General features: G+C 58.4%; 27 protein-coding genes. 3 read left to right on the top strand and 24 right to left on the bottom strand.

Annotated features, from left to right (window positions below):
* Nucleotides 1-73 precede the first annotated feature (73 nt).
* The 12 genes from G7W63_RS16760 to flhA all read right to left on the bottom strand — a co-directional run bounded on the left by G7W63_RS16760 (nucleotide 74) and on the right by flhA (nucleotide 13,327).
* Nucleotides 74-883 carry a chemotaxis protein CheW gene (locus G7W63_RS16760; RefSeq protein ID WP_242634463.1) on the bottom strand — a complete coding sequence of 270 codons (810 nt, stop codon included), beginning with the start codon at nucleotides 881-883 and terminating at the stop codon, nucleotides 74-76.
* A 58-nt stretch (nucleotides 884-941) separates the two neighbouring features.
* Entirely contained in the window at nucleotides 942-1,730 is a 789-nt protein-coding gene (locus tag G7W63_RS16755) for a ParA family protein (RefSeq protein ID WP_166260920.1), read from the bottom strand.
* A 179-nt stretch (nucleotides 1,731-1,909) separates the two neighbouring features.
* Nucleotides 1,910-2,692: a flagellar motor protein MotD gene (gene motD, locus G7W63_RS16750; protein WP_166260917.1), complete on the bottom strand. Its 783-nt coding sequence runs from the start codon at nucleotides 2,690-2,692 to the stop codon at nucleotides 1,910-1,912.
* A gap of 31 nt (nucleotides 2,693-2,723) precedes the next feature.
* Entirely contained in the window at nucleotides 2,724-3,464 is a 741-nt protein-coding gene (locus G7W63_RS16745; protein ID WP_166260914.1) for a flagellar motor protein, read from the bottom strand.
* Complete coding sequence (locus G7W63_RS16740; protein WP_166260911.1) at nucleotides 3,464-4,576, bottom strand: protein-glutamate methylesterase/protein-glutamine glutaminase; 1,113 nt, start codon at nucleotides 4,574-4,576, stop codon at nucleotides 3,464-3,466. The genes G7W63_RS16745 and G7W63_RS16740 overlap by 1 nt, the downstream gene beginning before the upstream one ends.
* A 30-nt stretch (nucleotides 4,577-4,606) precedes the next feature.
* Entirely contained in the window at nucleotides 4,607-6,700 is a 2,094-nt protein-coding gene (locus G7W63_RS16735) for a chemotaxis protein CheA (protein ID WP_166260908.1), read from the bottom strand.
* A 13-nt stretch (nucleotides 6,701-6,713) separates the two neighbouring features.
* Nucleotides 6,714-7,499, bottom strand: coding sequence for a protein phosphatase CheZ (locus G7W63_RS16730; protein ID WP_166260905.1), 786 nt, complete (start codon nucleotides 7,497-7,499; stop codon nucleotides 6,714-6,716).
* A gap of 31 nt (nucleotides 7,500-7,530) precedes the next feature.
* A complete protein-coding gene (gene cheY, locus G7W63_RS16725; RefSeq protein WP_166260902.1) occupies nucleotides 7,531-7,914 on the bottom strand; it encodes a chemotaxis response regulator CheY in 384 nt (127 codons plus the stop codon).
* A gap of 188 nt (nucleotides 7,915-8,102) precedes the next feature.
* Complete coding sequence (locus G7W63_RS16720; RefSeq protein WP_166260899.1) at nucleotides 8,103-8,828, bottom strand: RNA polymerase sigma factor FliA; 726 nt, start codon at nucleotides 8,826-8,828, stop codon at nucleotides 8,103-8,105.
* A 105-nt stretch (nucleotides 8,829-8,933) separates the two neighbouring features.
* On the bottom strand, nucleotides 8,934-9,746 hold the full coding sequence (locus G7W63_RS16715; protein WP_166260896.1) for a MinD/ParA family protein: 813 nt from the start codon (nucleotides 9,744-9,746) through the stop codon (nucleotides 8,934-8,936).
* Between the two features lie 59 nt (nucleotides 9,747-9,805).
* The gene (flhF, locus tag G7W63_RS16710) at nucleotides 9,806-11,101 is read right to left on the bottom strand and encodes a flagellar biosynthesis GTPase FlhF (RefSeq protein ID WP_166260893.1); all 1,296 of its coding nucleotides are present in this window, start codon (nucleotides 11,099-11,101) and stop codon (nucleotides 9,806-9,808) included.
* A gap of 60 nt (nucleotides 11,102-11,161) precedes the next feature.
* Nucleotides 11,162-13,327, bottom strand: a complete 2,166-nt coding sequence (gene flhA, locus G7W63_RS16705; protein WP_166260890.1) for a flagellar biosynthesis protein FlhA — start codon at nucleotides 13,325-13,327, stop codon at nucleotides 11,162-11,164.
* A gap of 222 nt (nucleotides 13,328-13,549) precedes the next feature.
* Here flhA and upp point away from each other — a divergent pair, with 222 nt between their 5' ends.
* The 3 genes from upp to G7W63_RS16690 are packed head-to-tail and all read left to right on the top strand — an operon-like array spanning nucleotide 13,550 to nucleotide 16,302.
* On the top strand, nucleotides 13,550-14,188 hold the full coding sequence (gene upp / locus G7W63_RS16700; RefSeq protein ID WP_166260887.1) for a uracil phosphoribosyltransferase: 639 nt from the start codon (nucleotides 13,550-13,552) through the stop codon (nucleotides 14,186-14,188).
* Nucleotide 14,189: 1 nt separating this feature from the next.
* Nucleotides 14,190-15,467, top strand: a complete 1,278-nt coding sequence (locus tag G7W63_RS16695; protein WP_242634462.1) for a uracil-xanthine permease family protein — start codon at nucleotides 14,190-14,192, stop codon at nucleotides 15,465-15,467.
* On the top strand, nucleotides 15,451-16,302 hold the full coding sequence (locus G7W63_RS16690) for a class I SAM-dependent methyltransferase (protein ID WP_166260884.1): 852 nt from the start codon (nucleotides 15,451-15,453) through the stop codon (nucleotides 16,300-16,302). Before G7W63_RS16695 ends, G7W63_RS16690 begins: the two co-directional genes overlap by 17 nt.
* 6 nt (nucleotides 16,303-16,308) lie before the next feature.
* On the opposite strand, the gene flhB is transcribed toward G7W63_RS16690, so the two are convergent.
* The 12 genes from flhB to G7W63_RS16630 all read right to left on the bottom strand — a co-directional run bounded on the left by flhB (nucleotide 16,309) and on the right by G7W63_RS16630 (nucleotide 25,889).
* Complete coding sequence (gene flhB / locus G7W63_RS16685) at nucleotides 16,309-17,445, bottom strand: flagellar biosynthesis protein FlhB (RefSeq protein WP_166260881.1); 1,137 nt, start codon at nucleotides 17,443-17,445, stop codon at nucleotides 16,309-16,311.
* Between the two features lie 8 nt (nucleotides 17,446-17,453).
* Nucleotides 17,454-18,239, bottom strand: a complete 786-nt coding sequence (gene fliR, locus G7W63_RS16680; protein WP_166260878.1) for a flagellar biosynthetic protein FliR — start codon at nucleotides 18,237-18,239, stop codon at nucleotides 17,454-17,456.
* Between the two features lie 3 nt (nucleotides 18,240-18,242).
* The gene (gene fliQ / locus G7W63_RS16675) at nucleotides 18,243-18,512 is read right to left on the bottom strand and encodes a flagellar biosynthesis protein FliQ (protein WP_166260875.1); all 270 of its coding nucleotides are present in this window, start codon (nucleotides 18,510-18,512) and stop codon (nucleotides 18,243-18,245) included.
* Nucleotides 18,513-18,542: 30 nt separating this feature from the next.
* On the bottom strand, nucleotides 18,543-19,259 hold the full coding sequence (gene fliP, locus G7W63_RS16670) for a flagellar type III secretion system pore protein FliP (RefSeq protein ID WP_278185429.1): 717 nt from the start codon (nucleotides 19,257-19,259) through the stop codon (nucleotides 18,543-18,545).
* 41 nt (nucleotides 19,260-19,300) lie between these two features.
* A complete protein-coding gene (gene fliO / locus G7W63_RS16665) occupies nucleotides 19,301-19,810 on the bottom strand; it encodes a flagellar biosynthetic protein FliO (RefSeq protein WP_166260872.1) in 510 nt (169 codons plus the stop codon).
* Nucleotides 19,811-19,848: 38 nt separating this feature from the next.
* Nucleotides 19,849-20,346, bottom strand: a complete 498-nt coding sequence (gene fliN / locus G7W63_RS16660) for a flagellar motor switch protein FliN (protein ID WP_166260869.1) — start codon at nucleotides 20,344-20,346, stop codon at nucleotides 19,849-19,851.
* Nucleotides 20,339-21,337, bottom strand: a complete 999-nt coding sequence (gene fliM, locus G7W63_RS16655) for a flagellar motor switch protein FliM (protein ID WP_166260866.1) — start codon at nucleotides 21,335-21,337, stop codon at nucleotides 20,339-20,341. The genes fliN and fliM overlap by 8 nt, the downstream gene beginning before the upstream one ends.
* An 89-nt stretch (nucleotides 21,338-21,426) precedes the next feature.
* Nucleotides 21,427-21,921 (bottom strand): flagellar basal body-associated FliL family protein, encoded by a 495-nt coding sequence (locus G7W63_RS16650; protein ID WP_166260863.1) that lies wholly within the window; start codon nucleotides 21,919-21,921, stop codon nucleotides 21,427-21,429.
* Nucleotides 21,922-22,123: 202 nt separating this feature from the next.
* Entirely contained in the window at nucleotides 22,124-23,305 is a 1,182-nt protein-coding gene (locus G7W63_RS16645) for a flagellar hook-length control protein FliK (RefSeq protein ID WP_166260860.1), read from the bottom strand.
* 82 nt (nucleotides 23,306-23,387) lie between these two features.
* Nucleotides 23,388-23,735: an Hpt domain-containing protein gene (locus G7W63_RS16640; protein ID WP_166260857.1), complete on the bottom strand. Its 348-nt coding sequence runs from the start codon at nucleotides 23,733-23,735 to the stop codon at nucleotides 23,388-23,390.
* Nucleotides 23,736-23,783: 48 nt separating this feature from the next.
* Nucleotides 23,784-25,544, bottom strand: a complete 1,761-nt coding sequence (locus tag G7W63_RS16635) for a SpoIIE family protein phosphatase (RefSeq protein WP_166260854.1) — start codon at nucleotides 25,542-25,544, stop codon at nucleotides 23,784-23,786.
* Between the two features lie 39 nt (nucleotides 25,545-25,583).
* Nucleotides 25,584-25,889 carry an STAS domain-containing protein gene (locus G7W63_RS16630; RefSeq protein WP_166260851.1) on the bottom strand — a complete coding sequence of 102 codons (306 nt, stop codon included), beginning with the start codon at nucleotides 25,887-25,889 and terminating at the stop codon, nucleotides 25,584-25,586.
* Nucleotides 25,890-26,002 lie beyond the last annotated feature (113 nt).

Genomic DNA, 26,002 nt, shown 5'->3' with positions numbered 1-26,002 from the left:
ACCATCATCAGTGCCCCTCACTCTTGGTTAGGGGCACAAACCGTGCCAGCGTCAGCCGGCATGTTCATTTAATTCAATCGAGCTCCAGGCGTTGCTCGCGCTCAGCCCGGGCGAGCAAGGAGGCCATAGTTCCAACATCGATGAGCGCGCACATGTGCTTGATCACCGTCCCCGCCAGCCAGGGCCGTTTGCTGCGCCCTGACCGCCAGCGGACTTCACCTGGGTTGAGGGTGAAGGACTGGGCCACCTCGTCACAGGCCAGGGCCCACTCACTCTGGTCCAGCCGAATCACGAACCTGTAGTTATCACGGGTGCCTTCGGGCACGCGGCCAGCCATGATCCATTGCGCTGTATCGACCACCCTCAGGTTCTGGCCACCTGCGGGCAGCATACCCATATACCAGGGCGGTCGCCCCGGAATGGGCTTCACTTTGTCGTCCATGCGGTGAATGGCGCCGAGCAATACCAGCGGAACAGCCAGCTGCAGCCCTGCCACCCGGAAAAGAAGGCATTCGAATGGCTGCTCTGACCAGGCCGGTCGCGTTGATGACGCTGTTGGCTCAGGCTCCGGCGTCGGCATTGGCACCGGGTCAATAATCCGGGCAGCCGCAGGACGAATCAGCGGTGCCCTGAGGGCTTCGGGTACCAGAACCTCTGGAGCCTGCACTTCAGCAATGGTCGGCGACTTTTCCGGTGCCGCTGGGGCTCGCTCGAGCTCGGGCACGGCCATTATTAATTCGGGTACAGCCACTTCCGGTTCGGGTGCGGCCGGCTCAGGCTCAGGCATGCTGGCGTTCTGGACCGCGGTCTGAAGCAGGTCGTCAAGATAGCTGGCAAGGGCATGGCCCGGATCCGCGTAGGCCGTCTTTCTGGATTCTTTCACGCCCTCAGCCCCTCCGGGCCGGGCCAGCCTGCGGCTGTCAAAATCCCGACACCGAGCATCATGCCGGACTCCGCTCAAGGGTCTGCTCAACCAGATCGCCTAACAGGCGCCGATAGGCTCTGACACCATGAGTTTCGGAATCGAATTCTGAAGGTACCTTGCCGGCCTGGCTGGCATCCCGGAATTTGGTGTCCACCGGCACGGCAAAGCGCCAGAGTTCATCGGGGTAGGATTTGCGCAGGGCGTTGAGGCTTTTCACTGAAGCCTGGGTGCGCCGGTCGAACAGCGTCGGAACGATCGTGTAGGTGAGGCGGTTTTTCTGGGAGCGCATAATCATTTCCAAGGTGTGGAGCATACGCTCAAGCCCCTTGATTGCCAGAAATTCCGTTTGCACGGGCACAATCAAATGCCGGGCTGCCGCCAGCGAGTTCACCATCAGCACGCCCAAGGAAGGCGTATTGTCCAGCAACACATAATCAAAGTCGTCCCACAGCTGGGTCAGCGCCCGGGAGATAATGAGACCCATGCCCTCTACACCGACCATTTTGCGCTCAAGGGTCGCCAGCGCGGTACTGGCTGGCAACAGGGACAGGCCCTTGCAACTGGTGGGTCTGACCAGCCGTGCCGGCAGGCCCTCAGGCACCTTGCCCTGGAACTGGAAAAGATCGAACGCCGTCTTATCGAGCGTATCGGGGTCGTATTCGAACCAGCTGGTCAGGGAGCCGTGGGGATCCAGGTCAACCACAAGCACACGCTTGCCGCTGGCTGCCAGCAATCCACCAAGGGCAACCACGGTGGTGGTCTTGCCCACACCGCCTTTCTGATTGGCTACCGCCCAGATTCGCACACTGTTTCTCCAAGTCAGACAACTGCCCTACCCTCGGGTATCGGCAGATCAATAGGTTTCTTGAGGGCGCATACCTCAGCGTTTCGCCTTCAGGCTGGCCGTCGTGGCAATAACTTGCCTTAATGCTCTCCCCAAGAGACGGATACAGGAACCGTGCCAGTTTCCCTGATGCTCTCTCGCTAACGCATAGCGCCACGAATGCTCGCGTCGCGGGAGATCAGCAGCACCACCCGACGGTTACGATTGCGTCCAGCCTCGGTGTCGTTCCGGGCGACAGGCTGAAACTCGCCATAACCAATGGCTGCCAGGCGCTCGGCCTCGACCCCTTCCATTACCAGCACCCGTACAACCGCAGCCGCACGTGCGGTGGACAGCTCCCAGTTCGAGGGAAACGCCCGGGTCTGGATAGGCCTGTTATCGGTGAATCCCTCTACCCTCACAGCGTTATCCCGCCCCTTCAGAACTCCGGCAATGGATTCAATCACCTCAAAGGCGTCGAAATGCGGTTCGGCATCACCGCTTCCAAACAGCAGGCTGTTGCGCAGGCTGAGTTCAATCCACTGCTCACTGGTCTCGAGTGTCACCACGCCCTGCCCGATCAACTCGTCGAACTCCAGCGCCAACTGATCAGCCATGCTCCGAAGGGCTTCCGTCCGGGATGCCTGGTCCGCTTGTGGGCTACGCGGTACCTCGGTCACCGGCGGTGGAATGACATCCTCACCCTGAGCCGGGAGCACCGGCGGCCGGGTATTGCCCAGTTCGATTGGATTCACCGAACGCTGGGGGGCATTGAAAACACCGGTCAGGGTGTCCGAAAGCACCTTATATTTGCCCTCATTGACCGACGAGACCGAATACATGACCACGAAAAATGCGAACAACAGGGTTATAAAGTCAGCATAGGAGACCAGCCAACGTTCTCTATTGGCCGGTTCTTCCGGCGAGCGACGCCGTCGCCTCATGATTCACCACGGATAACACGGGCCAGGGCCATCACTGGATGAACCCGCGCAGACGCAGTTCGATGGATCGGGGGTTCTCGCCTTCTGCAATGGCAATGATGCCGTCGATCATCATGTCTTCATACCGGGACCGCTCCCGCACAATGGAGCGCATTTTGTTGGCGATGGGAAAAAACAGCAGATTCGCCAGCGCCACGCCATAAATGGTGGCAACAAAGGCAGTCGCTATACCGCTGCCGAGGGAGCTGGGATCTTCAAGGTTAGTCATGACCTGAATCAGCCCCATGACCGCGCCGATAATACCGATTGTCGGCGAGTAACCGCCCATGGCTTCGAACACCCGTGAGGCGTCCAGATCCCGCTGCTCCCGGGACTCCAGGTCCACCTCAAGGATGCTGCGAATGGATTCAGATTCGGCACCGTCGACCAGTAGCTGCAGCCCCTTGCGGGCGAACCTTTCCGGCTCCCGCTCGGCCAGGCCCTCAAGCCCAAGCAGACCCTGCTTGCGCGCTTTGACACTCCAGTCGATCACCTTGCCCATGCCATCTTCAAGGCCCACATAAGGCGGCAGGAAGACCCAACGAACCTGGGTAAAAGCACGGCGCAAGGTGGGCCAGGATGTCTGGAGGATGGTTGCGGCAAAGGTGCCACCGATAACAATGAGGGCTGCCGGCCCATTGAACAACGAGGCAAGGGCACCCCCCTCCAGGAGGTTGCCGCCCAGAATCGCGGCAAATGCGAGGATAATCCCGAGCAGGCTCAGAATATCCATCAGACAACTGCCTCCACCAGGCGTGGGCCTATGTCTTCCAGCGCCAGGACTTCATCCGTTAATCCGGCCTTGGCAACGGCCATGGGCATGCCGTAAATGACCGAGGTCTTTTCATCTTGGGCCCAGATGGTGGAACCGGACTGTTTCATCATACGGCAGCCTTCTTTGCCATCCGCTCCCATGCCGGTGAGGATGACCCCAAGTGTCTTGCCTGGAAAGCTGCGAGCCAGAGAACCAAAGGTGACGTCAGCGCAGGGTTTGTAGTTCAGTCTCTCGTCGCCCGGTAAAATCCGCACCCGGCCCTGGCCACCTCGCTGCTCGATCATCATCTGCTTACCCCCGGGGGCGAGCAGGGCAAGCCCGGGCTTGAGAATGTCGCCCTCTTCCGCCTGGCGAACCTCAACCTGACACAGCTTGTTCAGCCGGTCAGCGAATGCTGGCGTAAAGCTGGCCGGCATGTGCTGCACCAGAACAATGGGGGATGGGAAAGAGGCAGGCAGACTGATCAGGACCCGCTGCAGAGCGATAGGCCCGCCAGTGGAGGTACCGATGGCAACCACGCTGTATGACTTCGGAGCCCCGCGCCGACTACCTGACCTCGGCGCTGCAGAATTCGTGGCGGGCCGTGCTCGAACCGGGCGCTCGGCCGATGGGGCCGGCTTTGGGGTTGTGGCCTCAGCCGCGGGTTCTACCGGCGCACTGCGAGCCGTTGGCCGGCTGCGGGCAACATTAAGGATGCGCTCACGCAGGATTTTTTGAAGCTGGCTGGAGTCCCGGGCAATCTCTTCAAAATTCTTGGGCAGAAAATCCACCGCCCCCGCTTCCATGGCGTCCAGAGTGACTCGGGCACCTTCGTAGGTCAGGGAGGAGAACATGAGTACCGGTGTCGGTCGCTGCTTCATGATTTCCCGAACGGCCGTGATGCCATCCATGACCGGCATCTCGTAGTCCATGGTAATTACATCCGGGCGCAGTTTCTCAGCCATTTCAACGCCTTCACGGCCATTGGTGGCGGCGCCAATGACCCGGATGTTGTCAGAGGCATTGAGAATCTCGGTCAGGCGCTTGCGAAAGAAGCCTGAATCATCCACGACCAGGACGGAAACCGTCATCTACATCTCCTCTGTGCATGCCAGGGCTGATCAGCCGTAGCGCTGCAATAAACTCGGTACATCGATGATGAGGGCAATGCGGCCATCGCCGGTTATAGTGGCGCCTGCGACACCTGGTGTACCCTGCAGGGCCCGCCCCAGAGGTTTGATGACCACTTCTTCCTGACCCACCAACTGGTCCACCACAAAACCCACACGCTTGGTACCCATGGCTACAATCACCACGTGGCCATTCTGCGGGGGCTCGGAGCCTGCGGAACCCTTCACCAGCCAGCTCTTGATATGGAACAGTGGGAAAACCTTGTCTCGCACTACGATGCACTCGCGGCCGTCAACAATATTTTTCTTGGTCAAGTCGAGGTGGAAAATTTCCACCACGTTCACTAGAGGCAATGCAAACGACTGCTCACCAAGCATGATCATCAGGGTGGGCATGATGGCCAGTGTCAGCGGCACCTTGATGACGATGCGCGAACCCACCCCCATTTCGGACTCAACATTGATCATGCCGTTTAGCTGGCCGATCTTGGTCTTCACCACGTCCATGCCAACACCGCGACCGGACACATCCGATATCTGGTCCTTGGTGGAAAAGCCGGCGGCGAAAATCAGGTTGTAACAGTCATTCTTGGTCAGGCGGTCAGCCGCGTCCTGATCGTAGATGCCTTTTTCAACGGCCTTCTGGCGCAGCTTTTCCGGATCCATACCGGCACCGTCATCGGAAATGACCAGAAGGATATGGTCGCCTTCCTGCTGGGCGGAAAGAGTCACTTTACCGACTCGGGGCTTGCCGGCCTTTTCCCGGACATCCGGTGCTTCGATACCATGGTCCACCGAGTTGCGGACCAGGTGAACGAGCGGGTCGGACAGGGCTTCCACCAGGTTCTTGTCCAGGTCCGTGTCTTCCCCGTGCATTTCAAGACTGATTTCTTTCTTGAGGCTCCGGGCCAGGTCGCGGACAACCCGCGGGAAGCGGCCAAACACTTTCTTGATCGGCTGCATCCGGGTCTGCATAACCGCCGACTGCAGGTCGGTCGTTACCACATCGAGGTTGGAGACCGCCTTCTGCATGTGCTCGTCTTCGCTTTGCGAACCCAGGCGCTGCAGACGGTTACGGACCAGCACCAGCTCGCCCACCATATTCATGATGTCGTCCAGACGCTTGGTGTCGACCCTTACCGTGGTTTCCGCCGCCGGCGCCGACGCTTCACGGGCCGGAACTGCCGGTGCCCCGGAGGCTGCTGGCTCGGTCTCGGCTGGTGCCGGCTCCGGTGTCCTGGCTGCTGCCTTGGCCGCCTTTTTAGGCGGAGCAGCTTTAGGCGGAGCAGCCACCACTTCGTCAGACTCGCCATCCTGGGCCGCAGTGGGGCTGCCGCCCTTGCCATGCAGCTGGTCCAGCAGGCTCTCAAATTCATCATCGCTGATCAGGTCATCACCGTCGGCTGCGGGTGTCGGGTCGGGCTCGTCACCTGCTATCGGCCCGGTAAACCTGCCCTTGCCGTGCAGATCGTCCAGCAGGGCTTCGAATTCGTCATCGGTAATTTCATCACCGCCAGCACCCGCACTGTTTGCAGTATCGTCACCGGGGGCGGTCGCGGCATCAGACGATGGGCCGGGCTCCTCATTGAGGGCGTCGAGTAGCTGCTCGAACTCGTCATCGGTAATGTCGCCATCGTCCGCTGCCGCATTGCCGTCCTGAGCTGTCACTGCCTCTGGTACCGGCGCGCTCGCCGTCGCCGGTGCCGCAAAGGTATCCAGGGAGGCAATGAGCTCTGCCGGCGCCGGGATAAGCTCCTCATGGTTGCGCACCTGCTCGAACATGGCGTTGACGTAGTCCAGGGTTTCCAGGACAACGTCCATCAGTTCCGGATCGACCCGACGCTTGTGGTTGCGCAGCGTGTCGAATACATTTTCGGCGGAGTGACAGCAGTTCACCAGGGCGTTGAGCTGGAGAAACCCCGCACCCCCTTTTACGGTGTGAAAGCCACGGAAAATAGCATTCAGAAGATTGCTGTCGTCAGGATTCTGTTCCAGATCCACCAACTGCTCGGAAAGCTTTTCAAGAATTTCGCCGGCTTCCACAAGGAAGTCCTGGAGAATCTCGTCATCAGCGTCGAATGCCATGCAATATCCTCAATTAAAAACCGAGACTGGACAACAGGTCGTCAACATCGTCCTGGCCAGACACAACGTCGGTTCGTTCCGCCGCATGAATCTGCGGCCCCACACCCTGCTCGGCCGAAACGGCTTCGGGCGCGTCGATCTCGTGAACGGTGCCGGTGATCTTGTCCACGTGGCTTGCCATGACCACCAGGCTGAGAAGGTGTTCTTCCACCTCTTTCACCAGGGTGGTGACTTTCTGAATGACCTGACCGGTCAGATCCTGGAAATCCTGCGCCAACAGGATTTCCGAAAGACTGTTATAGACAGACTCAGCGTCATCCGCCGAGGTGAGAAAAAAATTGTCGATGCGGCCATACAGTTCACGAAATTCGGCCGGCGCCATCTCGCGGCGGCGCAGGCGCTGCCAGTCGTCCCGCAGGAGCTTTGACTGCTCGCGCATGAGCCTGGCCCGGGGCATGGCATCTTCCACCAGGTCCATGGTGCGATTGGCCGCCTTGCTCGTCATCTGCACAACGTACTCAAGCCGGTCCGAGGCGTCCGACATCTTGGAGAGCGCTTCCTGCTGCTCCGGGTTCTGGGGGTCGATCTGAAAATTACGGATGGCTTCGTGAAGACTGCGGGTCAGGCGACCCACTTCCCGATAAAGACTCTGATCACGCACCTCATTGAGGTCGTTGATCAGACTCATGGCCTTGCCATAGTCGCCTGCGTTCACCTGAGCCATAAGTTCGGTGGCCTGGGCTTTAAGCTTCTCGGTCACTTCCGGATCGAGATTCTGATTGTTCGCTTGGTTGACCATGAGATCGGTTCCGGAGCCTCTGGCTGAGTGACTACTGGATGCGTTCAAAGATCTTCTCGATCTTTTCCTTCAGCACCGCGGCAGTGAACGGTTTGACCACATAGCCATTGACGCCGGCTTGAGCCGCGGCAACGATCTGGTCACGTTTGGCCTCGGCCGTAACCATCAGTACCGGTAAGGTCTTCAGATTGTCATCGGCACGAACGGCCTTGAGCAGATCAATGCCGGACATGCCAGGCATGTTCCAGTCGGTGACCAGGAAATCGTACTTGCCGCTTTTGAGCATGGGCAGGGCTGAATTACCGTCGTCAGCCTCATCGGTATTCGTGAAACCAAGGTCGCGCAGCAGGTTCTTAATGATCCTGCGCATTGTGGAGAAGTCATCCACAATCAGGATTTTCATGTTTTTGTCCAAAGGGACCTCCAGTTAATAAACGCCCGGATTTACCGTTAAATTCGTGGCCCCGACACTCAGGACCCGCGAGCACGCCACGCGCTAATCGCATGCCGGCAATCTGACCGTATAGATCGCTTATTGTCTTGTATGGGGCGCCGTTGTAAAGCTCCGGTTACCAAACACTACAGATCTACCCGACACTGCAATCACCAGTCAGTCAGGCGGCCCCGTAATCGCATGGCAGCCTGACTGTGGATCTGGCTGACCCGGCTCTCACTGACGCCAAGAACGGCGCCGATTTCCTTCAGGTTCAGTTCGTCCTGGTAGTACAGACTCAACACCAGCTTTTCCCGCTCCGGCAGCTCACCAATAGCCTCGGCAAGACTCTGCCGGAATGCGTCGGAGGTTATGCCCTCAAGAGGATTGTCCGAGGTCTCTAGTTCCTGTATCGGCAGCTCGCCGGATTCATTGAGCTCATCAAGGCTAAAAAGTCGTCCGCTGTTGGCGTCGCTGAGGCAGGCATGGTATTCATTGAGGGTCATTCCGAGTTCTTCGGCGACCTCGGCATCGTGGGCTTCACTCCCGCTGCGGTCTTCCACCGTCTTGATGGCCTTGGCTATGCGCCGGGCATTGCGATGCACGGAACGGGGCACCCAATCGCCTTTGCGCATCTCATCCACAATGGAACCGCGGATACGGATGCCGGCGTAGGTTTCAAACGAAGCGCCCTTGTTGGACTGGAACTTGGTTGCAGCCTCAAGCAGCCCGATCATCCCGGCCTGCATCAGGTCGTCCAATTGTACCGAGGCAGGGAGCCTGGCGAGCATGTGGAGGGCAATTTTCTTGACCAGTGGCGCATGACGCTCAACAAGGGCATGCGTCCCTTCGGCACCGGTCTGATGGTATATTCCTAGGCCTTTCGCCAATGTCATGTTTCCAGTTTCTAATGACCAGGATATCTGACCAGAGGGGTTAACTGATCTTCAGCGGACTGATGAGCATGCACTACCGTGACATCGGCCAGCCCGAGAAGGCTTTCAGACCTCTATCAGACGCTCGACAAAAAATTCCAGATGTCCCCTCGGCGACGAGGGCAGCGGCCAGCTATCCACTTTCTCGGCCAGAGCCTTGATGGCGAGAGAGGCCTTGGCTCGGGGGTAGGCATCAAGCACCGCTCTTTGCCGCTGAACCGCCTTCTTCACCGCTTCGTCGTAGGGCACGATCCCAACATACTGCAGGCCAACGTCGAGAAAGCGCTCGCTTACCCGGGTCAGTTTGCCAAACAGATGGCGACCTTCCTGCTCGTTGCGGACCTGATTGGCCAGTATACGGAAACGGCTGACCCCGTAATCCCGGTTCATCAGCTTGATCAGCGCATAGGCATCGGTGATCGACGTAGGCTCGTCGCAAACCACCAGCAGCAGTTCCTGGGAGGCCCGCAGGAAACTCACGACAGACTCGGAAATACCAGCGGCCGTGTCGACGATCAGAACATCGATCTGATCACCAAGATCACTGAAGGCATTAATCAGACCGGCATGTTCCATGGCGGTGAGCTGGGTCATGCGTTGGGTTCCGGATGAGGCCGGCACAATCTTAATGCCACCGGGGCCGTCCACAAGCACGTCACGCAACTCACACTCGCCCGCCAGCACATCAGCAAGATTTCGGTTGGAGGTGATACCCAGCAATACATCGATATTGGCGAGACCAAGGTCCGCATCCAGCACCACTACCCGACGCCCCATCTGAGACAGCGCAATGGCCAGGTTAACGGACACGTTGCTCTTGCCAACGCCACCTTTGCCGCCGGTAACTGCTATGACCTGTACTGGATGAACTTTACTCATACGGGTTCTTGTCTCTTTGATCGGTTATTGCCGGGCCGGTCGAGGCGGCAACACCCTCTTCAGGCACCTTCAGCCATTGCCTGCTCGCGCTGCAACACTTTCATTCGCTCGACAGCAAGCCGGACCAGCGGCACCGCCTGGGCGTGATGCAGATCGGTGGGAATCCTCTGACCGTCAGTGTAGTACGCCACGGGCAATCCGGTCTCCATAGCGAAGCCCAGAATTTCACCAAGGGTGAGCGCTTCGTCAAGCTTTGTCATCACGCAGCCCGAAAGCTTTGCCATCTTATAGCAATGCCACATGGATTTCATAATGCGGGGCTGGCTGGTTGCCGGCACCACCAGGTGCGACTGGATGCCATGCCTGCTACGCGCCAGTTCCGCCAGCTGTTCCTGATAGCCCTTGTCGGACGACGTCAGACCTGCGGTATCAATAAGGACCAGGTGCCGGTCCGATAGCTCATCCAGGATACTGTCCAGAGAATGGCTCTCATCGACCACCCGCACCGGCACATTCAGAATACGGCCGAACACAAACAACTGCTCATGGGCCGCCACCCGGAACCGGTCCGTGGTTACCAGTGCCAGCGAATCGGCACCGTGACGCAGTACGTAGCGCGCAGCCATCTTGCCAATGGTCGTGGTCTTGCCTGAGCCCGTGGGGCCTACCAGAGCAAACACACCGCCCTGTTCGAGCCACTCGGTTTTGCGGGTCTTGACCCCTGCCGCCAGTGTCTTCAGCGACTGCTTCCAGCCATCATCAAGCCTGCCTTTACCATGGTTGCGGCCCAGGACCGCGGCCAGGTTATGGGCCAGGCCAAACTCTTCCAGGCGCTCGGTCAGCCGTTGCTGGATAGCATCCGGAGCCTGGGGCACAGCGACCGGTGTGACCGGTGCTGCAGCCACTACCCCTGGCTGCCGGTTATTGAAGAGGTCGCGCAGGGAATTGATCTCCGCACGCATGTCTGCCAGTGCTTTATCTGACGCGAGCGAACGGTTTGCCGGAGCAACCTCAGAGGACAGGTCAGCAGCCGGAATAGAGGCAGCCTGGCTGCCCTTGTCGGCACGTTTTTGCCGCACGTCACGGATACGATCGCGGGAGCGGCCCAATTCATCTTCCAGGTGGCGATGCTGTTCCGCCTGCATCTCGGCGAGACGGGAGCCGTTAGTGGCTTCAGCTGCGCCCTCCCCCAAACGCTGGCGTGCCAGGTTTTCGTCGTAATCCAGGGCTGTCACAATTTCGACGCCACCGTCGACGCGGCGATTGGAAAGAATCACCGCATCCGGCCCCATCTGGACCCGGACCTGCTTCAGTGCTTCCGCCATGGAGGGCGCAAAAAAACGTTTAACTTTCATAACTGGACATCCTCCGCCGGTAGCCGCCGTGTGACGACTCACCTGGATAGCGCGTTCGGGTTACTGCCCTACCGACGCTACAATCGTTATTTGCTTATTATCCGGCATCTCCTGATACGACAGGACATGTAGGCGTTCGACTCCGTAGCTGGCAAACTTAGCCATTACGGCCCGCAAGGGCGCCGACACCAGCAGAATCGCTGGCTTGCCTAACATCTCCTGGCGTTGGGCGGTTTCCTGCAGCGACTTCTGCAGTTTTTCCACCATGCCCGGCTCGAGAACCAAGCCAATGTCGTCCTGACCGCCAGATTGTTGACTCTGTTGCATACTCTTCAGCAATAACTGTTCCAACTCCGGATCCAGGGTGATAACCGGAATTTCCGGCTCGTTGCCGCAAATGCTCTGGATAATCATCCGGCGCAGGGCCTGACGGGTCGCAGTGGTCAGCACCTTGGGGTCCTGGCTCTTGGGATGCACATTCACGATCGCTTCGGCAATCGAACGCATGTCACGAATCGGCACTTCTTCCCGCAGCAGGCTCTGCAGAACCCGGAGCAGGATACTGATTGAAATGGTAGCCGGCACCAGCTCCTCTGCCAGTTTGGGTGACACCTTCTCCAACTGATCCAGCCACTTCTGGACTTCTTCGTGGCCAAGCAGCTCATGGGCATGCTTCTGCAGGACCTGGTTCAGGTGTGTCGCAACCACCGTGCTGGCATCGACAACGGTGTAACCAAGAGTCTGGGCCTGGTCTTTCCGGTCGGGTTCTATCCAGCTGGCATCCAGACCAAAGGCCGGATCCTTGCCCTCGATACCTTCAATTTTTCCGAACACCTGGCCGGGATCGATGGCCAGTTCCCGGTCCGGATGAATTTCCGCCTCGGCGATGGTGACGCCCATCAGGGTAATACGGTAGACGTTGGGCATCAGGTCCAGGTTGTCCCTGATATGGACCGAAGGCATCAGGAACCCAAGATCCTGGGACAGCTTCTTGCGCACCCCTTTGATACGGGTCAGCAATTGTCCGCCCTGGGACTTGTCCACCAACGGAATCAGTCGGTAGCCCACTTCCAGGCCCACGATGTCTACCGTGGCGACATCATCCCAACCCAGCTCACGGGTCTCCCCTGGTGCAGGCAGAGCCTGCTGGCCGTCGCCCGGGGACTGGGATACCCCGGTCGGAGTTGACGAGCGTGCCGCACCGCCGCGGGCCGGGAAGACCGCATCGTCCTCTTCGGTCTGCTGCTGGCGCTTCCAGATCAGGTAGGCCGCGCCGGCAGAAAGGAAGCCCAGACCCAGGAAGGCGACGTGAGGCATGCCCGGGATCAGGCCAAGAATAATCAGAATGGTGGCCGCTATTCCCAGCGCCTTGGGGGCGGTAAACATCTGCTGGAGAATCTGGCCGCCCATGTCCTGGCTCGAGGTCACCCGGGTTACCATGATCGCGGCGGAAGTAGACAGCAACAGGGAAGGAATCTGGGCCACCAGACCGTCACCGATGGTCAGCAGGGCATAGGCCCGGGTGGCGTCCCCGAAGGTAAGGTCATGCTGCAGCATACCGATCGCAACACCACCAATGATATTGATGGCCAGGATCAGCAGACTGGCCACCGCATCGCCTTTCACAAACTTGCTGGCGCCATCCATGGAACCATAGAAGTCCGCTTCCTGGGCTATTTCAGAGCGTCTGAACTTGGCTTCATCCTGATTGATCAGGCCGGCGTTGAGATCGGCGTCAATAGCCATCTGTTTGCCGGGCATGGCATCCAGGGTGAAGCGCGCGCTGACCTCGGATACCCGACCGGCACCTTTGGTAACGACCAGGAAGTTGATGATCATGAGAATGGCGAACACCACCAGACCAACGGCGTAGTTGCCACCGATAAGAACGGCGCCAAAGGACTCGATTACCTTACCCGCGGCATCCCCGCCTTCGTGACCCTGGAGAAGTACGATCCGGGTCGATGCCACGTTCAGGGCCAGGCGCAGGAGCGTGGCGACCAGAAGCACGGTGGGAAAGGCAGCAAATTCCATCGGCCGCATGGCATAAACGCAGACCAGCAGGATGACAATGGATAACGTGATATTGAAGGTGAAAAGCACATCCAGCAGGAACGCCGGCATAGGCAGGATCATCATACCCAGAAGTGCCATCAGCAGGATGGGAATACCCAGACTTCCACGCGTCAGGGATTTGACATTTTGCAGGGCTAGCGCTCTGTCCATTGCTGGAAACTCTCCGGATATCACGGTTCTGGCTGGTCTGTCGGTCGTGTTTTTGACAGAAATGCCTCGGCTAGAGGATTAATGGCAAGATCCGTACCAGCACCGTGGAAATTTCCATGGCCGGCCCCTGACGCACACCGGGAGATACGGTATCCTGTCGCACATTCACGATCCGTCACGGGCCGGACAACTGCCCACTCCAGTCAGAAAAGAAGGTGAGCCATGCCCATCCATGAGGTTAGACACCCCCTGATCCGTCACAAACTCGGCCTGATGCGCCGCGCTGACATCAGCACCAAGAATTTTCGTGAGCTGGCTCAGGAGGTCACGGCTCTGCTGACCTATGAGGCCACGCAGGACTTTCTGTTGCAGACTGAGACTATTCAGGGCTGGGCGGGCCCTGTGAAGGTGGAACGGATAACCGGCAAGAAAGTCACCATCGTTCCAATACTGCGCGCAGGCCTGGGTATGCTTGATGGTGTGCTGAGCCTTATCCCCGGCGCCCGTGTCAGTGTTGTTGGCCAGGTTCGCAACGAAGAAACCCTGGAGGCAAGCACCTACCTTGAAAAGCTGGTGGGCGAGCTGGACCAGCGCATGGCGATCATAATCGACCCCATGCTGGCAACCGGCGGCTCCATGATTTCCACCATTGACCTGCTGAAAAAAGCGGGCAGTACCGAAATACGCGCGCTGGTGCTGGTCGCCGCCCCGGAAGGCATCGAAAAGGTCAGGCAGACCCACCCGGAGGTTTCCATTTACACCGCATCCATTGATGAACGTCTCAACGACAAAGGCTACATTCTCCCCGGCCTCGGCGACGCCGGTGACATGATTTTCGGCACCAAACAAAAGGATGTCTGATATGTCCCACGCCATGCACCCTCCAGGACAGGAGCCGCCACAGGAACCCGTGTGGCGCCAGGCCCTTGCCGGCTCGCAGATGCTGCTGGTGGCCTTCGGCGCACTGGTGCTGATGCCCCTGATCACAGGGCTCGATCCGAACGTAGCGCTCTTCACCGCCGGTGTCGGCACCCTGATCTTCCATATTGTCACCGGCGGCCAGATTCCCATCTTCCTGGCCTCTTCCTTTGCCTTTATCGCACCGATCATTGCTGCCAAAGCCCGGTTCGGGCTCGAGGAAACCCTGGGCGGACTGTTGGCCGCGGGACTGCTCTACATCGTCCTGAGCGGTGCGGTCAAACTCAGGGGTACCGGTTTTATCAACCGGCTGTTACCGCCGGTGGTCATTGGGCCGGTGATCATGGTGATCGGTCTCAGCCTGGCGCCGGTTGCGGTCAATATGGCGTCGGGACGGGCCGGTGACGGCAGCGCCCAGCTTGTGCCATACGATGTGGCGATCATTATTGCGATGATCTCCCTGGCGGTGACCATCGTGGCTGCCGTGTGGGCCCGCGGGCTGTTCCGGCTGGTACCGATCATGTTTGGAGTTGGGGCCGGCTACCTGCTTTCGTACTTCATGGGCATCGTCGACACAACCGTTGTGGCCGAGGCCGCCTGGCTTGCCTTGCCCAATTTTATAGCGCCGGCATTCAGCTGGTCGGCCATTCTGTTCATGCTACCGGTGGCCATTGCCCCGGCCATTGAACACATCGGCGATGTGCTGGCCATTGGCAGCGTCACCCGCAAGAACTACATCAAGAAGCCGGGTCTGCATCGCACCCTTCTTGGTGACGGCCTTGCAACCAGTACTGCCGCACTTTTCGGGGGTCCGCCCAATACCACCTATTCAGAAGTGACCGGTGCTGTCATGCTGACCCGCAACTTTAACCCGCGGGTCATGCTCTGGGCCGCAGGCATTGCCATCGTGCTGGCCTTCGTGGGTAAATTCGGTGCGGCTCTACAGTCCATTCCGGTGCCGGTCATGGGCGGTATACTGTGCCTGCTGTTCGGGTCAATTGCGGTGGTGGGCCTGAACACACTGATCCGCCATCAGGTGGATCTTTCCGAGCGCAGGAACCTGATCATCACCGGCATCACCCTGGTGTTCGGCATCGGCGGGATGGCCATCGGCCAGATCGAGGGTATCGCCCTCTGTGCCCTGGTGGCGATTGCGCTTAATCTGGTACTGCCAGGAAATAAAGCTGGCTGGGAAGAGGCACCGCTTGAAGAATCCTTCTGACAGTTTCGGCATCAGCTTTACGGCACTTTATACCGGCGCAGTCTGGCACCAGAATGGCCTGTCCGACGACAGTCTGGCCACCACCCAGGGGCGCCTGCTCTACCATCTCATGAGCCCGTTTGAGGCAGCGAGCCGGCTGGTAGCGGGCGGTAACCTGCGCACCTTTCTGCTGCAGCGCCACCTGATCATTGATCATCTTATCCACAAGGCTATTGCGGACCAGGGCATTACCCAGATAATCGAGATTGCCTGTGGCATGACCCCACGGGGACTGAGGCTCAGGCAACGCTATCCGCTGCTCCACGTGGTTGAAGCCGACCTGCCTGATATGGCGGCCCGCAAAGCTCTGCGGCTGCTTGCGACAGACCGGCTATCCCAATACCACCAGGTCACACCGATCGACATCCTGGCGACCCGGGGTGAATATACTCTTGAGACCGTTGTCGAGCGCGTACTGGACCCGGCAAAGCCATTCATTGTGGTCACAGAGGGCCTGACCAGTTATTTCTCCCTGGACGTTATCAGCGGCTTCTGGCGGAGGCTGGCCGGGGTCATGGCGAAGCATCCGGGTTCGGTTTATCTGTCAGAAAGCTACCTGAAACCCCGGCAACCTCTGATTCGTGGTGGTCTGGACGCGTGTGCCCAGGTGCTCGGGGCGATGACGCGAAGCCAGGTCAGCTTCCATTTCAGCGATAGCGACGAGACAAAAAGGCATATTGAAGCCCAGGGCTTTCCCGAGGTCCACGTCCACAACCCCGAAGATTTCTACGATCAACTGCCCATACCCCATAGCCGTGGCACGCCATTTGTCAGAATCGTAGAAGCCCGGAGCTAGCGCCGGCTAGATATCCCGCCGCAGATCGCTGGGGATGGGCAAACTCGGCATACCAGGCTTGGGCCCCTGGCCGCGCCGGTACTGCCTGAGCTGAAACAGGTAGGCAAGCACCTGGGCGATGGCCATATAAAGGCCATCCGGTATCTCGCCGCCGATTTCCGTATTGTGGTAAACCGCCCGGGTCAGCGGTGGTGTTCGCAATATATCTACCTTGTTCTCTCTTGCTATTTCCATGATCTTGAAGGCGATCTCGTCACCGCCCTTGGCCACCACGACGGGCGCTGCCATGGTTTTCTGGTCATACTTCAGGGCAACCGCATAGTGGGTCGGGTTGGTGATCACCACATCCGCACCGGGCACATCCGCCATCATTCGCCGCTGGGCCATCTCACGCTGCAGCTGACGTATACGGCCTTTTACCTCTGGCTTACCCTCGGTGTCCTTGTACTCATCCTTGACCTCCTGCTTGGTCATGCGAAGCTTCTTGTGGTGGTCATAGATCTGGAAGGGCACATCAATAATTGCAATCACGATGGTGGCGCAGGCGAGCAGAAAGAAACTCCAGCCCAGCGTCCAGAGCACGTGGGTCATGGCCGGAATGGCCGGCTCATCGGCAATTGCGAGTAGATCTGACGTCCGCAGATCCAGGATCAGTATGGCAATCAGCATAACCAGTGATACTTTCGCCACCGCCTTGACCAGCTCAATCAGGGAGCGTGCGGAAAACATGCGCTTGAGGCCCTTGATCGGGTCCATCCGGTTGAGTTTGGGCGCAATCGCCTTACCGCTGAACAGCAGGCCGCCAATACCGATGGAGCCCGCCACTGCAGCAATAAAAAGCAGAACCATGAACGGACCCAGCGCTACCGTTGCCTCCCATGCCGAGTCCATCAGGAACAAAGCCATCTGATGGGTGTCGAAAATGACCTCGCGCTCAATGCTGAAGTTCTGGCGCATGATGTTTTCCAGCGCCCGGGCCAGCATGCCCCCGAACATCAGCAGACCAGCCGCACCCGCCAGGGTTACGGCCATGGTTGCAAGTTCTTTGGAACGAGCGGTCTGGCCATCCTCCTTGGCCTTTTCCATGCGCCTGGGGGTGGCCTCTTCGGTTTTCTCCTGACTGTTGTCGTTGTCTTCAGCCATGGTTCACCTCAGGGCTGCCCTTGCAGTTCGCGCATGAACTGGAAGGTCTGTTCAGAATACAGCTGGAAATGCGGCAGGAAATTGGCCTGGAGTACCCAGATGGCAAACAGGCCGAAAAGCAGACCGATGGGGAAGCCCAGGGCGAAGATATTCATCTGGGGCGCCGCCCGGGTCATGACACCAAAGGAAATGTTAACAATCAGAACGGCGGTTACCGCCGGCAGCGCCAGCAGCATGGCAGATACGAACATCCAGCTGATCCGGTGCGCCAGCGCCCAGACGCCTTCCTGACTCAGGCCTTCAAGTCCGATCGGCAGGGTCCGGAAGCTTTCGACAAAGACATCAAAAGCGACAAGATGACCATTCATGGCCAGGTACAGCAGCATCACCGAGATGGAATAAAGCTGTGACAGGACCGGGACACTGATGCCATTGGAAGGATCCACCATGGATGCGAAACCCAGGCCCATCTGCATGGCGATCATCTGGCCGGTAATAACAAAAAGCTGGAACAGGGCTGTCAGTGCAAACCCCATCCCGACTCCGATCAGGATCTGCTGCAGGGTGATGACCACCGCATCGGCGCTCAGCGCCTCGACCTGGGGCACCTCATCCAGGGTCGGAACAACCAGGATGGTAATGAGCAGTGCCAGGCCCAGCCGGATGCGGGCGGGAACCAGCTGGGTACCGATAAAGGGAATCACCATCATAAAACTGGCAATTCGGAACAAGGGCCAGAGATGTTGCCCCACCCACTGGCCGATCATGTCCGCGCCGAAATCCGATGGCAGCATGGGTCAGCCGATCAGGTAGGGGATGTTGGCGATCAGACCATTGGCATGATCAAGAAGCTGACCAAGCATCCAGGGCCCGGCAAAGATAATCACCAGCAGCGTGATGATCAGCCTGGGCAAAAAGCTCAGGGTCTGCTCGTTAATCTGGGTGGCGGCCTGGAAGGTACTGACCACCAGGCCCACAACCAGCCCCGGGGTAATAATCGCCCCGGACAGCAGCACGATCATCCACAAGGCGTCGCGCATGATATCGATCACGGTTTCCGGTGTCATAGCTCGCACTCCCCCGTGTTGGTGCTTTCGCTAAATCCCATAGCTGGCCGCCAGGGTACCCATGATCAACGCCCAGCCGTCTACCAGAACAAACAGCATGATCTTGAAGGGCAGCGAGATAATAATGGGTGACAGCATCATCATACCCATGGCCATCAGCACGCTGGCAACCACCATGTCGATGATCAGGAAAGGAATAAAGAGAATAAACCCGATCTGGAACGCCGTTTTCAGCTCGCTGGTGACAAACGCCGGCAACAGTACCCAGAAAGACACATCTTCCGGCCGGTCATATTGCTCATCGGCCATTCTGACGAACAGCCCCAGATCGTCTTCCCGGGTCTGCGCCAGCATGAAATCCCGGAACGGTTGGGAGGCCAGTTCAACTGCCTCTAGCGACGTCACTTCTTCCTGGAGATAGGGTTGCAGTCCGACCCGATTGGCTTCTTCCAATACCGGTTTCATGATGAAAATAGTCAGGAACAGGGTCAGGCCCAGCAGTATCTGGTTCGATGGTGTTGACTGCAGGCCAAGTGCCTGTCGCAGGATAGCGAAGACCACGATGATCCGGGTAAACGAGGTCATCATCATCAGCATCGCCGGCAGGAACGTCAGCGCTGTCATCAGCGCCAGGATCTGGAGGGTTACCGAGTACTCCTCGACGTTCTCCCCCTCCCCGGGCGTTACTGTGAAGGCCGGTATGCCCGGTAAATCCGCCAGGGCGCCAGGCACCACCAACATCAGCATCGCGCCAGCGATGCCAGGCCAAAGGTTTTTCAGCAATGCGTTCATGAAGAAATTCCGTCAGACCTGTCACGCTTGGTTGAGGCGGTATCCGAAGAGCTGTCAGGGTTATGCTGGTGCGGCTCACCAGGGGAGCGACCGGATGTCCATGATTTCGCCATCAATCCCTGCAAACGGCGGGCAAAGTCGCTGTTTGCACCTTGACCCGGGGTTACCACTGGCTCATCAAAGACGTGGAGGGTGCGGATGGCGGATGCGGTTACGCCGATGAGAATCTGGGTGTCTCCGACCTCAATCAGGGCAATACGTTCGCGGGCTCCCAGCGCCATCACCGAAACCACCTTGATGGCCTGGTTATTCATGCCGGTAAGGCCGTTCATCCGGCGTACCACCCAGGCACACCCGAGAATGACCGCCAGCACGGCCAGCAGGCCCAGCCCAAGCGTGACCATGGAGACCAGCTGGGAGGAGGCGTTGCCTGAGCTGGCTGCTTTTTCAGTTGCCTCGGCGTAGAGGGGAAATGCGAACGTCGCCGCGAATACAGCCGTGGTCATGCTTTGCCTGATACGGCACAGTGGACGCTGGATCACGGCTATTTGGCCAGGCGCTTTATGCGCTCGCCGGGACTGATCACATCGGTCAGGCGAATACCGAATTTCTCGTTCACCATGACCACCTCACCATGGGCGATCAGCGTACCGTTGACCAGAACATCCAGAGGCTCTCCCGCGAGCCTGTCCAGCTCGATCACCGAGCCCTGGTTCAGCTGGAGCAGGTTCCGTATCGGAATCTGGGTATTACCCACTTCCATGGAGATGGTGACCGGAATGTCCAGTATGACATCCAGGTCCGGAGCTGACCCTGAACCGCCACCTGCCGGAACATTGTCAAACTCTTCCATGGCCGGGGTCTTGACCTTCGCCCCACTACCCTTGGCATCGCCCGACTCCTGCAGGGCCGCGGCCCATTCATCCTCCTGGTCGCCGACGTCATCGTCACCATCACCCGACTCTTCCATAGCTGCTTCCCACTCGGCCGCGAGTTTCTCGTCCTCGCTCATTTCCTTGGGGTCTTTCTTGTCGTCAGCCATTGCGTCCTACCTTCAGTTGCTTCTTCACAGCCGGCTTGTTGGCCCGGCTCTGAATTTTCAGTGCAAGTTTGCCGTCACGGGTTCCCATGGAGGCGTTGTAAACCGGTATGCCGTTCGCGGTTACCGTCAGAAACTCAGGTAATTCGACCGGGATAATGTCGCCTGCCTTGAAGCGGGCGACTTCCCGAAGTGAAACCCGGCGTCGGGCCACAGTGGTATTGATCGGGACAAAGACTTCCTTGATGTCTTCCTGCAGGGCGTTAACCCAGCGCTCATCCACATCGTCGATATCACTCTGGACGCCGGCATCGAGCACGTCGCGGATAGGCTCGATCATGGAGTAAGGCAGGGCCATGTGAAGCTCCCCGCCACCGCCGTCGAGTTCAATGTGAAAGGTACTGATAACCACCACTTCACTGGGACTTACGATGTTTGCCATGGCCGGGTTGACTTCAGAGCTCAGGTACTCGAAGTCCACCTTCAGTACCGCATGCCAGGCCTCCTTCATGTCGTGGAAGACCTGGTCCAGGACCATCTGTACGATCCGGGTTTCGGTCGGCGTGAATTCCCGGCCTTCGATCTTGGCATGGCGGCCTTCGCCACCGAAAAAGTTATCTACCAGCTTGAACACCAGCTTGGCGTCCAGAATGAACAGGCCTGTCCCCCGCAGCGGCCTCACTTTCACCAGATTGAGGCTGGTGGGTACGTAGAGCGTATGGATGTACTCACCGAATTTCATAATCTGAACACCGCCGGTGGAAACGTCGGCATTACGGCGCAGAAGATTGAAAAGGCTGATCCGGGTATAGCGGGCAAACCGTTCGTTGATCATTTCCAGGGTCGGCATGCGACCGCGAACGATACGGTCCTGACTGGCCAGGTCGTAGTCTCTTACGCCGCCCTCATCCGAGTCGTCGAAAGTATCGATGTCACCATCATCAACGCCGTGCAGAAGCGCGTCGATTTCATCCTGTGACAGTAGGTCCTGCATACGTTGTCCTGCCTTTGGAGTCGGCCCGAAATCGGGATCCCGGCCGGGGCACAGGGCTCACCTCTGCCGTCCGGGACACTGCGTGTCAATTACTGTAGAACAAAGTTCCGGAACAGAATCTGTTCAATGGGCTGCTCGGCTTCGGCTTCCAGTACTTGGTTGACCGCAGTGAGCAATTCCGAGATCAACCGATCCCTACCTTCGGGCGTCTGGAGCTCTTCAAATTTCTGGGCGCCGAGAACCGCCAGCAACTGACTCCGTACCAGGGGCAGGTGCTTCTCAAGGGCAGTCAAAGATTCAGTATCTCTAGCACTGAACGCAAGATGCACCTGGGCATATCGCTGACGACCGTCGGTCTGTAATGCAGCCACCAGCGGCTTGGCCATGACATAGTACTGGCTGGCCTGGAAGACCTCCGTTTCAGGCTGGTCTGCCGTTGAACCTCCTTCTTCCGCTCCCTGGAGGAACCACAGGGTACCGGCGACGGAAAGACCGATCGCCAAGGCGACCACCACCACCACCAGGATGATCAGCTTTAACTTGCTTTTCTTGGGGGCCGGAGCCGCTTGCGTATTTTCAGCCATAGGTCGCTTCTGCCAGAAATCCGTCAACCGGAGGGTAGACAAATAGGATAATGCAAAGGCCGGGCCAATTTGCTCCAGCCTGCCAGACACTGCGGCAGTTTAGCCTCAGCACAGGGCTTGAGCAAAGCGGAATCCGTAGCGGGAAAGCTGACCTGAACAGGCCAGCTTGTCTTCAATTGCGGGTGCGAGGGGAATTACCGGCTCAGGCGTACAGATCTACCTCACCGCGCCAGGCAAGATCCAGCGCGCCTGAGTTTTCAGCCAGGTCACCCTCGTCGATCAGTTGCGAAAGTCCTTGCCCATTGGCAGACTGGTCGCCATCGCGCTCGCCTCCGGACGCCTGGTCCGAGGAATCGGTCACATCAAAGCTCTGGAGATCCAGGCCCTGGCCCTGCAGCATGTCCCTCAGTCGATGGCTGTGCAGTTCGAGCTGGTCTCTGACCGCCGGGTTAGCGGCGTGAACGGTGACGTTGGCCTGATCATTCTGGACCTGAACCCTGACTTCCATGGGGCCCATGTCAGGGGGCGTCAGGTGAATTTCCGCGACCGACATCTTCTGACTGGTTAGCCAGGTCAGCTTGCCGACCAGTTTGTCCCCCCATTGGGCATGGCCTACGGGCAGCTCTATGCTGGTGGCATAGCCGCGCAGGGGAACCGGCGCCTCGGGTAGCCGAACAGCATTCGGAGCCAATTGCTGGCTCGCCAGCTCAAGCGCTCCCTGAAACCTTCCGGTAGCCGTGGCAGTGGTGAGATCGACAATTTTGCCACTATCGGCAGAAACCTGCCCCATGACGTTCTCAATCAGCCTGGCCCCGGCTTTGGCCACCTTCTCCGACTCAAGACCTGGCAGCTGCTGCTTCAGCCCGGGCTTATCGACCAGCATGGCCGAAAGCCCCTCCGGCAGAAGGCCGCCTGAGCTGCCCTGCGCAGTCGCACCAGAGCCGGTAAGCGCAAGCTTGAAGGGCTCTTCCTCGCCGCCGACCAGCGCCTGAAGGTTGGCAAAGGTAAATACGGCTTCGGGCTCCAGGAACACGTCGGATGCGACGCCGGCAAGCCCGGTCGTGGGCGTGTCTGTCTCGCCATCGGACGTTTCCGCTCTGGCTTTTTCGTTGTCGGACTCACTGGTTTTGCGGGGTCCGGCAATGGCCTGGTCTGCCGGAATCTCAGGACGGGCGTCGTCATGGGCTGCAGACTGCGGTGGTTTTGCCGAGACTTGACGGGATTCTGCCGCTACGTCGCGACGCTCAAGACGCCGTCTTTCCTGCACGGAAACGTCATCGTAGGCGCTCGCCGCGGTTTTATCCCGAGGCTGGGCTGTCGCTTTGGATGATGCGGGGCCCGGTTTTTCGGGTAGGGGTACTATCGGTAGTGCCGATCCTGACATGGCAACCTCTTGCCGTTTAAGGCTCAGATTAATCAATACAAGGCTATTAATCTGATTACAGCAAAACCAGTGCCAAACCTGCTCAGGCTCGCAATGTTCGCTCCAGCATATTGCTGATGGTGTTGAACTCACGTTCCATGACTTCGAGGATGTTGTCGGCCTGACCAAGGCGCCCTTCCCGTCCGGCCACTTCCGCCTCCATACAGATCGCGCCCAGGCGCGGCGCGCCAATGTTGACCGAGCTTCCCTTGAAACTATGTGCAGACCTGGTGAATGAATCGGCATCGGCGGATCTCAGGGCAGATCTTAACGCCTCGATCCGGTCCCGCGAATCGCTCAGATAGGTACTGATCAGAATATCGAACTCATCTTCCATGACATCCTGAAGTTCAGCCAGAGCCTTTTCATCAAGGTGTGGCTTCTCGTTCATAACCAACCCCACTTTGTACATGCTACTGATGGTACTGCTTTCCCGCGCTCAACCCTGAGCCCGGGGCTCACTAAAATCCCAGCGATAAACCACTTCCACTTCGTTTCCCTGCCCTACGAATTCCAGTGACTCACACAGGCGCCTTAACAATGCCAGCCCCCGGCCCGCATAACGCACCCCATCAGGGCTGTCAGGCCCTGCACCGGATCTTTCTCCTACCGGATGCCAGATCTGGTGGTCGAAGCCATCACCGGTATCCGCGCAACTTAGCCTGAGCTCGCCCCCGGTCGGGGTAGCCGTGTGGCGGAGGCTGAAGCGGATACAGTGACCGTCAACCTCTGCCAGCCGTCGCTCCCTTTCAGCGTAGTACTGACCGAAACCTTCCGGCGAATTCTTCCAGGCCGACGAAAGTTTCAGAATACCGTGCTCCAGTGCATTCGTGTACAACTCAGACAGGAGGGTGTAAACCTCTCCGCTACGACGCCTGAGACCCGGTACCTCCATACAGATGTGCAGTAACAACGGAAGCGGATTGAAATGACCCAGAGTCTTATCACTGACCTCATAGCTGCACTGCCAACTGACCGGGCCGTGCAAGGCAGACTGAGGTAGCCCATTGGTCAGATCAGTCAGCTGTTCCGACGCCACCATCACCAACGAAAGGAGGGTGAGGTCATCTTGTACACGCTGTGTCCCGGTAAAGGTTCCAACGCCCGCCATGAGTGCATCGAATGCTTCCAGCCCATTGTCGACATTATCCAGAACCTGGCGCAGGCGACCTTCACCGAACATTTCCCCGTACTCATTCTCGGCTTCCAGGACACCGTCAGTTGCAATCAGGAGAGTATCCCCTGGCTCGGTGCGCAGATGAACCACCTCCGCTGCAAAGCGTTCAGGGCTCACTACACCGAGGGGCAGGTGGGCCGAGGGCAAGGCTATCCGGCGGCCATCCCGTCGAATCAGGTAGCCATCCGGCAAGCCCCCGTTCCAGACCCGCACATGATTGAGATGGAAATCGGCGTCGATAAAGACCGCGCAACAGAACATGCCGACCGAAAGAATCCGCTTGAGCTTCTGGTTAATCTCTCTGAGCACATCCTCACAACTGAAGCCCTTGCTGGTCATGCCATAGAAGATTTCAGCAACGGGCATTGCCCCGATGGCTGCCGGCAAACCATGGCCAGTGAAATCACCAATCAGGATGTGCATTCCGCCTGATGGTCTGGGGCAGGCGAACAGAATATCGCCGTTGAAGATGGACTGGGGCGAGGCGTGGTAGCGGATATTGCTGGCGTCCAGGCAACCGGTATGGGCCACGTTGTCAAAAACCCGCTTGGCAACTTCCTGTTCGTTGAGCAACTGCCGATTGCGGGCGTGGATGAGATCCCTCTGCTGAGTCAGCGTCCTGTGCATCAATCGCATCCGGTTGAAGGCGTTGATCTTGGCTTCAATAATGACCCGGTTATAGGGTTTGGAAAGAAAGTCATCGCCGCCGGACTCAAGACATCGGGCCAGTGCGTCGGCATCTGACAGGGAAGTCAGAAATATGATCGGCACCAGGGTCTCGCCGGCCAGAGCCTTGATCTGTCTGGCAGCTTCCATACCGTCCATACGGGGCATCATTACATCCAACAGAACGATCTGGGGTCTGTGGGCCCGAAACTGTTCTACCGCTTCGAAGCCGTCAGTCGCCACAATGACGTCATGGCCCTGTCTCGTGACCAGGGTCTTGAGGATCATCCGGTCGCTGTCACTGTCATCTGCAATGAGGACGCACAGCGCCCCATGCTCGACGAGCGCTTCTTCCAAGGCATGTCCTCCAGGCTCAACGCAACTGTTTTCCTTGCCCTAGCGGATGGAAAACAGCTGCTCAAAATTGGATATGGTCAGGATGCGACGAACATCACTGTTACAGTTTTCAATGCGGATATTAGCGGCGTCGCCACCGGCATAGTCCCGTAGCAGCAACAGCATGCCGAGGGCGGAGCTGTCGAGGTAGGTGGTGTCCGACATGTCGATCACATAATCGCTGACCTTCTGGTCCCCGTGCTCGTAGGCGTCACGAAACGATTGGTGGGTGCTGAAATCGAATCGACCGTCGATCTTGATAGTCAGGGTGCGACCGTCATCGCTTCGTCGCGTCTGGATTGCCATACGGCGTCCTCCATGGATCTTTGAGCAGACTACTGCAAGGCGGGTTAACTTTCTCCCGTAGAGGATAGCTGAGCAGGGGCAATTTGCATCCGCTTTTTCATCGCCGGGGTATA

Source organism: Marinobacter salicampi (assembly GCF_011074795.1).
Taxonomy (GTDB): domain Bacteria; phylum Pseudomonadota; class Gammaproteobacteria; order Pseudomonadales; family Oleiphilaceae; genus Marinobacter; species Marinobacter salicampi.
The sequence above is the reverse complement of the archived record's forward strand: the minus strand, read 5'-3'. Positions and strand labels throughout refer to the sequence as shown.